At 65.1% G+C, this 13,200-nt stretch carries 13 protein-coding genes; 9 read left to right on the top strand and 4 right to left on the bottom strand.

Translation table 11 applies throughout. The features are described from left to right. The first annotated feature begins 3 nt into the window (after nt 1-3). The 4 genes from livM (at nt 4) to ACVWY3_RS06195 (ending at nt 4,173) form a co-directional block, all read left to right on the top strand. On the top strand, nt 4-1,329 hold the full coding sequence (gene livM / locus ACVWY3_RS06210; protein WP_456837677.1) for a high-affinity branched-chain amino acid ABC transporter permease LivM: 1,326 nt from the start codon (nt 4-6) through the stop codon (nt 1,327-1,329). Further along, nucleotides 1,326-2,156 (top strand): ABC transporter ATP-binding protein, encoded by an 831-nt coding sequence (locus ACVWY3_RS06205; RefSeq protein WP_456837676.1) that lies wholly within the window; start codon nt 1,326-1,328, stop codon nt 2,154-2,156. The genes livM and ACVWY3_RS06205 overlap by 4 nt, the downstream gene beginning before the upstream one ends. Next, nucleotides 2,153-2,893, top strand: coding sequence for an ABC transporter ATP-binding protein (locus tag ACVWY3_RS06200; protein ID WP_456837675.1), 741 nt, complete (start codon nt 2,153-2,155; stop codon nt 2,891-2,893). The genes ACVWY3_RS06205 and ACVWY3_RS06200 overlap by 4 nt, the downstream gene beginning before the upstream one ends. Before the next feature lie 161 nt (nt 2,894-3,054). Next, entirely contained in the window at nt 3,055-4,173 is a 1,119-nt protein-coding gene (locus ACVWY3_RS06195; protein ID WP_456837674.1) for a branched-chain amino acid ABC transporter substrate-binding protein, read from the top strand. An 82-nt stretch (nt 4,174-4,255) separates the two neighbouring features. Here ACVWY3_RS06195 and ACVWY3_RS06190 read toward each other — a convergent pair whose 3' ends face one another. Beyond that, the gene (locus ACVWY3_RS06190) at nt 4,256-4,642 is read right to left on the bottom strand and encodes a response regulator (protein WP_456837673.1); all 387 of its coding nucleotides are present in this window, start codon (nt 4,640-4,642) and stop codon (nt 4,256-4,258) included. Between the two features lie 228 nt (nt 4,643-4,870). Here ACVWY3_RS06190 and ACVWY3_RS06185 point away from each other — a divergent pair, with 228 nt between their 5' ends. The 3 genes from ACVWY3_RS06185 (at nt 4,871) to ACVWY3_RS06175 (ending at nt 9,093) form a co-directional block, all read left to right on the top strand. Further along, on the top strand, nt 4,871-7,696 hold the full coding sequence (locus ACVWY3_RS06185) for a PAS domain S-box protein (protein ID WP_456837672.1): 2,826 nt from the start codon (nt 4,871-4,873) through the stop codon (nt 7,694-7,696). 138 nt (nt 7,697-7,834) lie between these two features. Continuing rightward, on the top strand, nt 7,835-8,830 hold the full coding sequence (locus tag ACVWY3_RS06180; protein ID WP_456837671.1) for a P1 family peptidase: 996 nt from the start codon (nt 7,835-7,837) through the stop codon (nt 8,828-8,830). 50 nt (nt 8,831-8,880) lie between these two features. Beyond that, nucleotides 8,881-9,093, top strand: coding sequence for a KTSC domain-containing protein (locus ACVWY3_RS06175; protein ID WP_456837670.1), 213 nt, complete (start codon nt 8,881-8,883; stop codon nt 9,091-9,093). Between the two features lie 8 nt (nt 9,094-9,101). On the opposite strand, the gene ACVWY3_RS06170 is transcribed toward ACVWY3_RS06175, so the two are convergent. Further along, the gene (locus tag ACVWY3_RS06170) at nt 9,102-9,905 is read right to left on the bottom strand and encodes an EF-hand domain-containing protein (RefSeq protein WP_456837669.1); all 804 of its coding nucleotides are present in this window, start codon (nt 9,903-9,905) and stop codon (nt 9,102-9,104) included. 254 nt (nt 9,906-10,159) lie between these two features. Here ACVWY3_RS06170 and rpe point away from each other — a divergent pair, with 254 nt between their 5' ends. Beyond that, nucleotides 10,160-10,861, top strand: coding sequence for a ribulose-phosphate 3-epimerase (rpe, locus tag ACVWY3_RS06165; protein WP_456837668.1), 702 nt, complete (start codon nt 10,160-10,162; stop codon nt 10,859-10,861). Between the two features lie 287 nt (nt 10,862-11,148). Here the strand turns inward: rpe and ACVWY3_RS06160 are convergent, their stop codons facing one another. Further along, complete coding sequence (locus ACVWY3_RS06160; RefSeq protein WP_456837667.1) at nt 11,149-11,334, bottom strand: hypothetical protein; 186 nt, start codon at nt 11,332-11,334, stop codon at nt 11,149-11,151. A gap of 28 nt (nt 11,335-11,362) precedes the next feature. Between ACVWY3_RS06160 and ACVWY3_RS06155 the strand changes: the two genes are divergently transcribed. Beyond that, complete coding sequence (locus ACVWY3_RS06155) at nt 11,363-11,554, top strand: hypothetical protein (protein WP_456837666.1); 192 nt, start codon at nt 11,363-11,365, stop codon at nt 11,552-11,554. 211 nt (nt 11,555-11,765) lie between these two features. On the opposite strand, the gene ACVWY3_RS06150 is transcribed toward ACVWY3_RS06155, so the two are convergent. Then, nucleotides 11,766-13,199, bottom strand: coding sequence for a protein kinase domain-containing protein (locus ACVWY3_RS06150; protein ID WP_456837665.1), 1,434 nt, complete (start codon nt 13,197-13,199; stop codon nt 11,766-11,768). Nucleotide 13,200 lies beyond the last annotated feature (1 nt).

The following is a 13,200-nucleotide window of genomic DNA, read 5'->3' as shown; positions in this document are numbered from 1 at the left end:
CGCGTGACAGTCCTCTCGCCAGATACCACATCCGCAAGTCGCGCCTCCGGCATTCTCCCCCTTCTGAAGACAGCCTTCGTCAACGCACTGATCGCGCTGGTTATGTTCTCGCTGATGGTCGGCATCCGCACCGAGGCGGGCTCCGAGGGCCAGCTCACCTATTGGACGCGCTACGGCGAGCTTGCATCCCTCGTTGCCGCGGTGTTCGGCGGCTCGATCGTGATCGAGCTGCTGCGGCAATGGATCGGCCCAACCGGCGCCGAGAAGCTGGTACCACCAGCCGTGCAGAGCAGCATCTCGTTCATCGGCCGCTATCTCGCGCCGGCGCTCTTGATCTTCACGTTGCTGGTGCCCGTCATCTTCTATAACCAGCGCTACATCCTCGACCTCGCCATCCTCGTCCTCACTTACGTCATGCTGGGTTGGGGATTGAACGTGGTGGTGGGCCTCGCCGGCCTGCTCGATCTCGGCTACGTCGCCTTCTATGCGGTCGGCGCCTATTCCTACGGGCTGCTCGCCACCAATTTCGGGTGGTCGTTCTGGATCTGCCTGCCGCTCGCGGGCATTCTCGCCGCGTTCTGGGGGGTGCTGCTCGGCTTTCCCGTGCTGCGCCTGCGCGGCGACTATCTCGCCATCGTGACGCTCGCCTTCGGCGAGATCATCCGCCTCGTCATCATCAACTGGCAGGAGCTCACCGGCGGCCCCAACGGCGTTTCCGGCATTCCGCGCCCCACTCTCTTCGGCATTCCGCTCGACAACAGCGACGACGGGCTCGCTGCAAAGCTCGGCATCGAGTACTCCCCGACCCATCGCATCGTCTTTCTGTTCTATCTGATCCTGGCGCTCGCGCTGCTGACCAACTGGGTCACGATCCGGCTGCGCCGCCTGCCGATCGGCCGCGCCTGGGAAGCCTTGCGCGAGGACGAGGTCGCCTGCCGCGCGCTCGGCATCAACACGACGACGACAAAGCTCACGGCGTTCGCGACCGGCGCAATGTTCGGCGGTTTTGCCGGCGCGTTCTTCGCGACGCGCCAGGGCTTCATCAGTCCCGAGTCCTTCACCTTCCAGGAATCGGCGCTGGTGCTCGCCATCGTCGTGCTTGGCGGCATGGGCTCGCAGCTCGGCGTTGCGCTTGCCGCCCTCACCATGATCGGCGGCTTCGAGCTGTTCCGGAGCCTGGAGGGCTACCGCATGCTGGTGTTCGGCATGGCGATGGTGCTGATCATGATCTGGCGGCCGCGCGGCCTGATCGGCCATCGCGCCCCGACCGTGTACCTGACCAAGGCGCAGGCGATCTCCTCCGACCTCGTCAAGGAAGGGCACGGATGAGCGGCGACAAGATCCTCAGTGTTGACCGGCTGACCATGCGCTTCGGCGGCATCGTCGCGGTGCAGGACCTGTCCCTCGCGGCCGAGCGCAAGAAGATCACCGCGCTGATCGGACCGAACGGCGCCGGCAAGACCACCGTGTTCAACTGCATCACCGGCTTCTACAAGCCGACCGGCGGCGCCATCCGCCTCACCCATGACGATGGCAGGGTGATCGCGCTGGAACGGCTGAACGATTTCCGCATCGCCAAGCAGGCCAAGGTGGCGCGCACCTTCCAGAACATCCGTCTGTTTCCCGGCATGACTGCGCTGGAGAACCTGATGGTGGCGCAGCACAACGCCTTGATGCGCGCCTCCGGCTTCACCTTGCTCGGCCTCGTCGGCGCGCCCGCCTACCGGGAGGCCGAAAAGCAGGCAATCGACCTCGCCACCGATTGGCTCAGGCGCGTCAATCTGCTCGAGCGCGCCGATGACGCTGCCGGCAATCTCGCCTATGGCGACCAGCGCCGGCTCGAGATCGCGCGCGCGATGTGCACCGAGCCCGCGCTTCTATGCCTCGACGAGCCCGCCGCCGGCCTCAACGCGCGCGAGAGCGCCGCTCTCAGCGAACTGCTGCTCTCGATCCGCAACGACGGCACCTCGATCCTGCTGATCGAGCACGACATGTCGGTGGTGATGGAGATCTCCGACCACATCGTGGTGATGGATCATGGCGTCAAGATTGCGGAAGGCTCTGCCCGCGAGGTCCGCGACGATCCCAAGGTGATCGCCGCCTATCTCGGCACCGACGAGGAGGAGGCGGCGGCGGTGATGGAGAGCGGGTCGTGACGTCGCCCACTCCCCTGCTCGCGATCCGAGGCCTTCGCGCTGCCTACGGCAAGATCGAGGCGCTGAAGGGCGTCGACGTCGAGATCAATGCCGGCGAGATCGTGGCACTGATCGGTGCCAACGGCGCCGGCAAGTCGACGCTGATGATGACGATCTTCGGCAAGCCCCGCGCCCGCTCGGGCCAGATCCTGTACGAAGGCCGCGACATCACCGGCGTTCCCACCCACGAGATCGCGCATTTGCGCATCGCGCAATCGCCGGAAGGACGCCGCATCTTCCCGCGCATGAGCGTTGCCGAGAACCTCCAGATGGGTGCCGATGCCACCGGATGCACGGACGCGGAACGCGAGACGACGCTGCAACGCGTCTTCACGCTGTTCCCGCGGCTGAAGGAACGCTACGCTCAGCGCGGTGGAACCCTGTCGGGTGGCGAGCAGCAGATGCTGGCGATCGGCCGCGCCTTGATGAGCCGGCCCCGCCTGCTCCTGCTCGACGAGCCCTCGCTCGGGCTCGCGCCGCTGATCGCCCGCCAGATTTTCGATGCGATCCGCACCCTGAACCGGCAGGACAGCCTCACCGTGCTGATCGTCGAGCAGAACGCCAACCACGCGCTCAAGCTCGCCCATCGCGGCTATGTCATGGTCAATGGCCTGATCACGCTGGCGGGCACCGGCGCAGAGTTGCTGCAGCGCCCTGAGATCCGCGCCGCGTATCTGGAAGGCGGCCGGCACGGCTGACCGGGCTTGAGGCGGACCGCTTGCGGCGGAATGTGGCGAGATATCTCCGCACATGCCCGTATTTTGCCGGTGACTTCTCCTCGAATTCATTCAAGAATGGCGCCGGTTTGGACCGGGCTAGCCCGGCAATTTCCACAGGCCGACCACCCGCGAGGTATCTCATGAAATCACTGAAGCTCATCGGTCTGGCATTCGGCGCATCGCTCGCGCTGTCGAGCGCGGCATTCGCGCAGGATGTCACCGTCGCAGTCGCTGGCCCGATGACCGGCGGCGAATCCGCCTTCGGCCGCCAGATGAAGAACGGCGCCGAGATGGCCGTGGCCGACATCAACGCCGCCGGCGGCGTCAATGGCAAGAAGCTCGCGCTCTCCGTCGAGGACGATGCCTGCGATCCGAAGCAGGCACGCTCGGTGGCCGAGAAGATCGCCAGCGCCAAGATGCCGTTCGTCGCCGGGCATTATTGCTCGTCGTCGTCGATTCCCGCCTCGGAAGCCTATGCCGACGGTAACGTGCTGCAGATCACCCCGGCCTCGACCAACCCGCTGTTCACCGAGCGCAAGCTCTGGAACGTGGCGCGCGTCTGCGGCCGCGACGATCAGCAGGGCCTGATCGCGGCGCAGTACATCGCCAAGAACTACAAGGGCAAGAACATCGCCATCCTCAACGACAAGACCACCTACGGCAAGGGTCTTGCGGACGAGACCAAGAAGGCGCTCAACAAGGCCGGCATCACCGAGAAGATGTACGAGTCCTACAACAAGGGCGACAAGGACTTCAACGCGATCGTCTCGCGCCTGAAGCGCGAGAACATCGATCTCGTCTATGTCGGCGGCTATCATCAGGAGAGCGGCCTGATCCTGCGCCAGATGCGCGACCAGGGTCTCAAGACCGTGCTGATGGCCGGCGACGCGCTCGCCGACAAGGAGTACGCCTCGATCACCGGCCCCGCCGGCGAAGGCACTCTGTTCACCTTCGGCCCCGATCCGCGCAACAAGCCGACCGCCAAGAAAATCGTCGACGCCTTCAAGGCCAAGGGCATCGATCCCGAAGGCTACACCCTCTACACCTACGCGGCGATGCAGGTCTGGTCGCAGGCCGCCAAGAAGGCCGGCAGCACCGACGCCAAAAAGGTCATGGAAGCGATGAAGGCCGGCAAGTGGGATACCGTGATCGGCCCGATCGAATATGACGCCAAGGGCGACATCAAGCAGATCGACTACGTCGTCTACAAATGGGACGCCAAGGGCGGCTACGCCGAGATCAAAGGTAACGGCACCTAACCGCGCTCGCCGGGCCTGAGGGCCACTATCCCGATTATCAACGCGCCCCGGCTCGCCCGGGGCGTTTCTTCTTGCGGCAAGCTCAGACGGCCGCGGGCAGCTCGCCGCAGGCGGCGGCCTGGGCCCTCCGCAACGCCTGCAGCAGATCGTTCGGGCGAAACGGCTTTTGCAGGCAGACCACGTTGGCGAGGTGGGACGATTGTTCCATGAAGTCGAGGGCCGTCATCCCGGACACCGCTATGACGGGAAGGCCCGGCGCACGCTCGCGCAGGGTCGCGATGACGTCGACGCCACTGGTGTCACCAAGGAAGATGTCGATGATCGCCGCATCGAACGGCTCGTCCGCGAAGGCTTTCAGCCCCGCAGCACCGCTCTCCGCCTCCACGACCTCGAAACGATTGACCCGCAGCACGATCGCGATCATCGCGCGGACGTCCTTCTGGTCGTCGATGATGAGAACGCGGGGCATGGGGGCCAACTCCCGACAATCAGGATCGAAATCGTCTGATTTAAACCTGGAACCCGCCGCGGCGGACGGGCATTATGACACCGTCCAGTAAAGCGCATCTTACCCGCCGCCCATTCCGTGTTCCCATCCCAGTTAAGTAAGTTCTAACCTTCGGTTGAGTCGCGGTCACAACGGCTCGGGAATCGAGCCCAGAACCCGCTACCATGGAGCAAGGCTGCGGGACTCCGGATGAAGTCGGCGAAGATGGCGAAGACCGGTCGGCGAGAGGTGGACGTGCCCGCAACGATAGACCGAAGCACATTCCTTTCGACCCTGCCGGCGACCTCGACTGACCGCAGCGCAGCATTGTGGATCGTCGGCGTGTCCTCGGTCCTGTTCGCGCTGGCCGTGCCTTTCGCGGGTATCCCGCTGTTGCCGGTCCCAGCCTTCGTGGCAAGCTATCAATCCGCCCTCGCCGTCAGCGACATCGTCACGGCCGTGCTGTTGCTGTCGCAGTTCGCGGTCTTGCGGACCCGCGCACTCCAATGGCTTGCGACCGGCTACCTGTTTACCGCCGCAGCCGCGCTGCTCCATGCCCTCACCTTCCCGGGCCTGTTCGCCCCGACCGGCCTATTCGGCGCCGGCAGCCAAACCACGGTCTGGCTCTACATGATTTGGCACGGCGGCTTCCCGCTGTTCGTGCTGGGCTATGCCTGGCTGAAGGAGAAGGACGGCGGTCCCAAGGTCCAGAGCACGATGAGCGCCGCCATCTATGCGAGCGTCCTCGGCGTCATCGCCGTGATGGGCTTGTTCGCCTGGATCGTGACTGCTCATCACGATCTGCTGCCGGTCCTGCTGCGCGACGGCCGCTACACGCCGGCCATGATCGGCGTCGTGTCCTTCGTGTGGTCCTTGAGCTTTGCCGCTCTCGTCTCGCTCTGGTTCCGCAGGCCGCATTCGGTGATCGACGTCTGGCTCATGGTGGTCATGTGCGCCTGGCTGTTCGACATCGCGCTCTCGGCCATCGTGAACGACGCCCGCTTTGATCTCGGCTTCTACGCCGGCCGCCTCTACGGCCTCTGCGCCGCAACCTTTGTCCTCGCCGTGCTGCTGATCGAGAATGTCCGTCTGCAGGCGCAGACCGCGGGCATGGTCGACGCCTTGAAGCGCCGATCGGATGAGGAGCGCAACTATCACGTCGAGCGCGAACGGCTGTTCACCGCCGTCGTCGAATCCTCCAACGACGCCATCATCACCAAGTCGCTCGACGGCACCATTACGACCTGGAACAGTGCGGCCGAGCGCGTCTTCGGCTACTCCGCCGATGAGGCGATCGGCCGTTCCATCGACATCATCATGCCGGAGGATCAGCGCGACGAAGTCGCCGAGAACCTGGCCCGCACGCGCAACGGCGAGGTCATCGACCAGCAGGAGACGGTGCGGCTGCACAAGAGCGGCCAGCCGATCGACGTGGTGCTGAGCCAGGTCCCGCTGCGATCGAGCGATGGCAAGATCATCGGCGCCTCCAAGGTGGCCCGCGACATCACCGAGCGGAAGCGGACCGAGACCGCGCTCAACCGCGAGATCGAGGAGCGTCAGCGCATCTTCGAGACCTCCCAGGACCTCATCCTGGTCACCGACGGTTTCGGCAATTTCATCCAGGTCAGCCCCAGCGTGAAGAACATCCTGGGCTTCAGCCCGGAGGACATGGTCGGGCACAGCGCCGTCGAGTTCATCCACCCCGATGACCTCGAGAAGACCAGGAACGAGATGCGCGCGGCCAGGCGTGGCGCAGTCAAGCGCAGCTTCGAGGCGCGCTACTATCACCGCGACGGGCACGAGGTGACGCTGAACTGGATGGGCACCTGGTCCGAGCCGGTGAAGCGCCATTTCTTCATCGGCCGCGACCTCACCGAGAAGCAGGCCGCCGAGGCCCAGCTCAGGCAGGTCCAGAAGATGGACTCCATTGGCCAATTGACCGGCGGCGTCGCCCACGACTTCAACAACGTGCTGACGGTCATCACCGGCACGATCGGCATCCTGGCCGATGCCGTCGCCGACCGGCCCGAGCTCGCCGCCATCACCAAGCTGATCGACGATGCCGCCGAGCGCGGCGCGCAACTGACCAAGCATCTGCTCGCCTTCGCCCGCAAGCAGCCGCTCCAGCCGCGCGAGATCGATGTCAATGCGCTGGTGCTCGAAGCCGCCAAGCTGCTGCATCCAACGCTGGGCGAGCAGATCACAATCATGCCGCAGCTGACCGAGGATGCCTGGCCGACGCTCGTCGACCCGGGCCAGCTCTCCACGGCGATCCTCAATCTCGCGCTGAACGCGCGCGACGCCATGCCCGACGGCGGCACCCTCGTGCTGGAGACCCGCAACGTCTTCCTCGACGACGGCTATGCCAGCATGAACCCCGACGTCGCCGCCGGCAATTACGTGATGATTGCGGTCAGCGACACCGGCAGCGGAATTCCGGCTGAACTGATCGACCGCGTGTTCGATCCGTTCTTCACCACCAAGGATGTCGGCAAGGGCACGGGCCTCGGGCTCAGCATGGTGTTCGGCTTCGTCAAGCAGTCCGGCGGCCACATCAAGATCTACAGCGAGGAAGGACACGGCACCAGCGTGAAGATCTACCTGCGGCGGTCGAGCGGCGTGCAAGAGACCGAGTACGAGGCGCTCCAGAACGTGCCAATCGCCGGCGGCGACGAGAAGATCCTGATCGTGGAGGACGACGCGTTGGTGCGGCAGTACGTCGTGACCCAGGTCAAGAGCCTCGGCTATACCGCACTCGAGGCTGCCAATGCGGCCGAAGCTCTCGCCATCATCGACGCCGACGAGAACATCGACCTGCTGTTCACCGACGTCATCATGCCCGGCAACATGAACGGCCGGCAGCTCGCCGACGAGGCGGCACGGCGGCGCCCTGACCTGAAGACGCTGTTCACCTCGGGCTATACCGAGAACGCCATCGTGCATCACGGCCGGCTCGATTCCGGCGTGCTGCTGCTGGCCAAGCCCTACCGCAAGTCCGAGCTCGCCAAGATGCTCAGGACGGCGCTGGCGAGTTGACCGGCGCGGATGCCTTGCGCGGCGTCAATCATTTCAACACGACGAAAGCTCGCGGCGCAACCGCGATTGACGGGCCCTTCCGCCGGCGGATAATGCCGCCCTTCGCATCGCAAAAATCGAACGTGAGGAACCGTCGCCGTGAACAACCTGCTGACCGACATCGCCGGCGTCCGCGTCGGCCACGCCGAAGATACGAAAATCGCCTCGGGCGTGACGGCGGTCGTGTTCGACCAGCCGGCTGTTGCGGCGATCGACGTGCGCGGCGGCGGCCCCGGCACCCGCGAGGATGCCCTGCTCGATCTCGCCAACACGGTCGAGCGCGTCGATGCGATCGCGCTGTCCGGCGGCTCGGCCTTCGGACTCGAGACCGGCGGTGGCATCCAGGCCTGGCTCGCCGAGCAGGGCCGCGGTTTCCGCGTCCGCGAGGCGCTGATCCCGATTGTGCCGGGCGCAATCCTGTTCGACCTGCTCAATGGCGGCGACAAGGCCTGGGGGCGCTTTGCGCCCTATCGCGACCTCGGCTACGCCGCGGCGGCCTCGGCGGCATCCGATTTTGCGCTCGGCAGCGTTGGCGCCGGTTTTGGCGCCACGACGGCGACGTTCAAGGGCGGGCTCGGCTCGGCGTCCGCCATCACGAGCAGCGGCGCCAGGGTGGCGGCCATCATCGCCGTCAATGCGGTCGGCAGCGTCACCATCGGCGACGGCCCGTGGTTCTGGGCGGCGCCATTCGAGATGGGCGGCGAGTTCGGCGGACGCGGCCTGCCAAACAAGTTCACGGAAGACATGCTCCGGATGCGCATCAAGGGCGGCCCCGCCGCGGCCGAGCGCGAGAACACCACGATCGGCGTCGTCGTCACCGACGCCACGCTGACCAAGCCCCAGGCCAAACGCCTTGCCATGATCGCGCACACGGGTTTTGCCCGCGCGATCTATCCGGTGCATGCGCCGAACGACGGCGACGTGCTGTTCGCCGCCGCGACCGGCGAGAAGCCGGTCGAGCCGCTCGTCGGCCTCACCGAGCTCGGCATGGTCGCCGCCAACGTGGTCGCGCGCGCGATCGCCCGCGGCGTCTACAGCGCGAATGCCCTGCCGTTCCCGGGCGCGCAGCCGGCGTGGAAGGATCGGTTCGGCTAGAAACGAAATGGCGGATCTGGCGTTTCCCTGATGGGCCAAGGTGCACCATCATGCCGTCTTCCGTGATCAGCTTCTTTCGCTATGCACCCGACACACGTGAGCTGAAGGTGACTTTCGTCAGCGGTCGCGTCTATGCCTACGAAGATGTTCCGCCCGAGGCCGTCGCCGCATTCAGGGGCGTGCGCTCGAAGGGAACGTTCTTCAACCAGCAGATCCGTGACCGCTATGCCTGTCGCGAGATCACGCGCAAATACTCCGACTAGGACGAAGCTCACACGCTCATCGACATCGACGAAGCCGCGGACCCCGCCGCCGGCTGCGCCTGGCGCTGCATCATCTGTCCGAACCAGTCATAGGGCGAGTTGCCGCCGCCATTCGCACTGGACGAACGGGAGGCGCCCGGCACCGTCGTCGACATCTTGAAGCCATCGGCATAGGTGACGGTGGTGGTGGCCGAGCCGTCGGCATTGGTCGTCGTGGTCGAGGTCGATCCGCCGCTCGACGAGGACGAGGAGTCCGAGCCGCCGGATGCCTCGCCCGCGCCGCTCGCGCCACGCGCATGATGGCCGTGATGGCCGCTCTTCAGCGCCTTCGACATCTCGTCCATGCTGACGCTGCCGTCGGAATTCGTGTCCATCTTGGAGAAGACGTCATCGGCCTGCGCCAGATTGGTACCGCCGGCTCCGAGCGCGTTCTCGAATTCGGACTGGGTGATGTTGCCATCGCCGTCCGCATCGATCTGCGAGAACAGGTCCTTCAGCGCCGCTTCCCGGCTCGTCGACGTCGAGGAGGCAGAGCCCGACGAAGCCGAGCTGCCGGTCGCGTCCGACGACTGGCTCTGCGCCGCGATCAGCGCGCTCATCGTCTCCGGCGAAATCTGTGCGCAATTGCCCGAGTTGACCGACGAGGTCGCGCCGCTGCTCGTGCCGCTGCCGCTGCCGCTGTCGATCGCAAACGGATTAATCGCCGCGCTTTGCGAGGATCCGGTCTTCTGCGTCGAGGTGGATGATTTCGAGTTTGTCAGCGACTGGATCGCATCGAGCGCGCTCGATACGGCACCAAGGGCGAACAACATTGCACAACTCCAACCGATGCGGCATGCCGCGGCCAATGTTCTGGCGGTGAAGTCAGCAAGCGTCGTGCCAGCGTAAAAAGCTCAATGAAATCCGCCCGCGCCGCACCTGGCGGGGTGCGGGAACACCGGCAATTCATGCCGGTCGCGGCAGAAATTTCCGCCCACAGGAAGCACGCCTCCCCTGCATTGCCCGGCGTAGATGCCCATGTTAGGCGGAGCCTGATCTTCCTACGGCCGCCACGGGAAACCGCGTCATGACCCAAGCCTTCGCCCCCCGCCCTCTGGCCATCGCGCCCTCGATCTTGGCTTCGGATTTCTCCAGGCTGGGCGAAGAGGTGCGCGCGGTGGACGCTGCCGGCGCCGACTGGATCCATCTCGACGTGATGGACGGGCACTTCGTTCCCAACATCTCCTACGGTCCCGATGTCATCAAGGCGATGCGCCCGCACACCAAGAAGATCTTCGATGCGCATCTGATGATCTCGCCCTGCGATCCCTATCTCGAGGCCTTTGCGAAAGCCGGCTGCGACCACATCACCGTACATGCTGAGGCCGGCCCCCATCTGCACCGTTCACTTCAGGCGATCCGCGCACTCGGCAAAAAGGCCGGCGTCTCGCTCAATCCGGCCACCCCGATCGGCGTGCTCGAATACGTCATCGACCTCGTCGACCTCGTGCTGGTGATGTCGGTCAATCCCGGCTTTGGCGGTCAGGCTTTCATCCCATCCGCGATCGGCAAGATCCGCGACATCCGCGCGATGACGGCGGGCCGCCCGATCGACATCGAGGTCGACGGCGGTGTAGGCTCCGACGTTGCGGGCGCGCTGGCAGCAGCCGGCGCCAACGCCTTCGTCGCCGGCACCTCCGTGTTCAAGGGCGGCACGCAGGACGCCTACAGGACCAACATCGCCGCGATCCGTAACGCTGCGCTCGGCGCCCGCGGCGAAGCGATCTGAGCTGATCAGGAGGCGCCGCGGCTACGAAAAATCCCGCGGCTCCTATGGGTGTTGCAGCGCGCAATGCCTAAAATTGCAACTTCGATCCGTACTCATCCGGACTTCACTGATTCGCGCAAATCACCCCAACTGAGTCCTGTCTGCTTTTGACGGGAGCACATCATGACGACGACCCTGGTTTGGACTGGCGTGGCGTTGTGGCTCGGGTTCAATGCTGCGATTGCGGCTCGCTGCATCTACGTGACGCGACCGGTGAGGGCTGCGGCTTCCGCCCGCATCATCCACCATCATCGTCGCCGGAGCTGAGCGCCGTGCAGATCACGCTCGTGAAACGCCAGCCAAAGCGCAGGTGCCGGATCCCGCGTCGGCCGCATCCGGGCCTCGACCATTTCTTCGGTCGCCTCGAATGCACCGATGGCACGCTGGACGACGATGCCGGGCTCGACAATCCGGATCTCGACCAACGTCACCACTGAGACTTCCTTCTTCCGGAACGACCCCATGAACCCGCACTGCCCGAACTGCCTGAAGGAAATGACCAAGGCATCCGCGTCGCGTAGCCTTTACAATTGCGAGCCCTGCCGCGAGATCATCCAGTACTTTGGCGGCGGCGCAGATCATTGCGAAACCGGCCCGCACTTCTCCTGGCCGGTCCGCCGCAAGCGCGCCGTCCACACCGCTCACGCGGTGTGATCTTTCCCAAAGCATGATCCGGAAAAGTGCGCAGCGGTCTTCCGAAAAGATCATGCGCAAACAACAAGCTAAAGCGCGATGATGTTCATCCAACTCTCATCGCGCTTTTAGAGCATGGTCCGGAAACGTGCGCCGCGCTTTTCCGAAAAGATCATGCATGCTCAAACAACAACCTAAAGCGCGCTGATGTTCATCCAACTCTCATCGCGCCTCAGCCCCACACCACGCCGGCGTCTGGTTTGGCCGCGGCCATCCGCGGCGGCCGCACCACCGTGACCGTGCAGGTCGCCTCCGCGGCCACTTTGGCCGAGACGCTGCCGAGCCAGGTACGCTTGAACGAATTTTGCCGCGCGCCGATGATGACGTGGTCGACCTGGTTGACCTCGGCAAATTCCAGCAGCGCCATGGCGGGATCGACCGCCTCCAGCACGTGAACCGACAGCCGGCTCTCGTCGAGCTTGAGCGGCGTCGCCCAATGCCGGAGCGCCACCAGGCGGTCGATGTGCTTGTTGGAGCCCTGCTCGTCGAGCGTCTTGTCAATGGCGATGCGGTTGAGCTTGAGGACATTGACGCAGGCAAGTCGCGCCGAAGGTAACGTCGCCAGAATGCGCTCTGTGGTAATGCGCAGCGCCTCGTTCAGCTCCGGCGCGCCTTCGGCGGTATCGAGCGCCACCGCGAGGATCGGACTCGATGCGATCTGTTCCGCGACGTCAGATTTGGCGCGCGGCCGCATTACGCCCTGATTGAAGCGGCGCCGCCAGGCGACGCTCAGCGGATCGCGCTTCAGCCGCTCCGAGCGCGCGGTGAGCTTGACCTGGTCCGGATGGGCAAGATCGAACGCAAGCTGGGACGCGGTCGGATAGCGCCACACCGGCTCGATCTCCAGACACCGCAGCACGATCTCCTGGAGCCAGGGCGGATAGTCGGCGCGCAATGCCCGCGGCGGATGCGGATCGCGCCACAGCCGCCGCCGCATCGCGCGCAGCGTCTCGCCCTCGCCGAACGGGCGCTCGCCCGTGGTGAAGAAATAGAGCAGCACGCCGAGCGAGAACAGATCGCTGCGCGGATCGTCGCGCACGCCCAAGAGCCGCTCCGGCGCCATGTAGGGCGCGGTGCCGTAAGGCAGGCGGAACTCCTCCTGCAACAGATCGGGCAGATGGTCATGATGCGACAGGCCGTAGTCGATCAGCACCGCCTCTCCGCTCTCGCGGAACATGATGCTGCTCGGCTTGATATCGTGATGGATCACGTTCTGCCGGTGCAGGTCGGCAAGCCCGGTCGCGACCTTGGCGACGAGCTGCCGCGCCTCGTCGTAAGGCAGCGGCAGATCGGGGAGCCGCTTGTAGAGCGTGGTGCCGGCGATGCGCTCGATCACGACATAGGCTTGATGCGCGAAGTCGCCGGTGCCGAAACACGACGGCACGTGGGGCCCTGCAAGCCGCGGCAGGATCATCATCTCCATCTCGAAAGAGACGATCGCGGCGGGATCCTCGCCCTCCGACACCCGCGGGATCTTCATCAGCAGCGGCACGTCGATGCCGGGATGGGTGACCGTCCACAGCGTCGCCATGCCGCCGGCATGGACGCATTCGCCGATGGTGTAGCCGTCGATGACGGCGCCTGTCTTGACCAGGGGTTTGGGCATC

Source organism: Bradyrhizobium sp. USDA 4486, from assembly GCF_054057995.1.
The sequence above is the reverse complement of the archived record's forward strand: the minus strand, read 5'-3'. Positions and strand labels throughout refer to the sequence as shown.

Coding starts and splice junctions, on each gene's coding strand:
- ACVWY3_RS06195 (WP_456837674.1), top strand. CDS start 3,055: ATGAAATCACTGAAGCTCATCGGTCTGGCATTCGGCGCATCGCTCGCG.
- ACVWY3_RS06150 (WP_456837665.1), bottom strand. CDS start 13,199: ATGCCCAAACCCCTGGTCAAGACAGGCGCCGTCATCGACGGCTACACC.
- ACVWY3_RS06190 (WP_456837673.1), bottom strand. CDS start 4,642: ATGCCCCGCGTTCTCATCATCGACGACCAGAAGGACGTCCGCGCGATG.
- ACVWY3_RS06155 (WP_456837666.1), top strand. CDS start 11,363: ATGAACCCGCACTGCCCGAACTGCCTGAAGGAAATGACCAAGGCATCC.
- rpe (WP_456837668.1), top strand. CDS start 10,160: ATGACCCAAGCCTTCGCCCCCCGCCCTCTGGCCATCGCGCCCTCGATC.
- ACVWY3_RS06205 (WP_456837676.1), top strand. CDS start 1,326: ATGAGCGGCGACAAGATCCTCAGTGTTGACCGGCTGACCATGCGCTTC.
- ACVWY3_RS06185 (WP_456837672.1), top strand. CDS start 4,871: ATGAAGTCGGCGAAGATGGCGAAGACCGGTCGGCGAGAGGTGGACGTG.
- ACVWY3_RS06170 (WP_456837669.1), bottom strand. CDS start 9,905: ATGTTGTTCGCCCTTGGTGCCGTATCGAGCGCGCTCGATGCGATCCAG.
- ACVWY3_RS06175 (WP_456837670.1), top strand. CDS start 8,881: ATGCCGTCTTCCGTGATCAGCTTCTTTCGCTATGCACCCGACACACGT.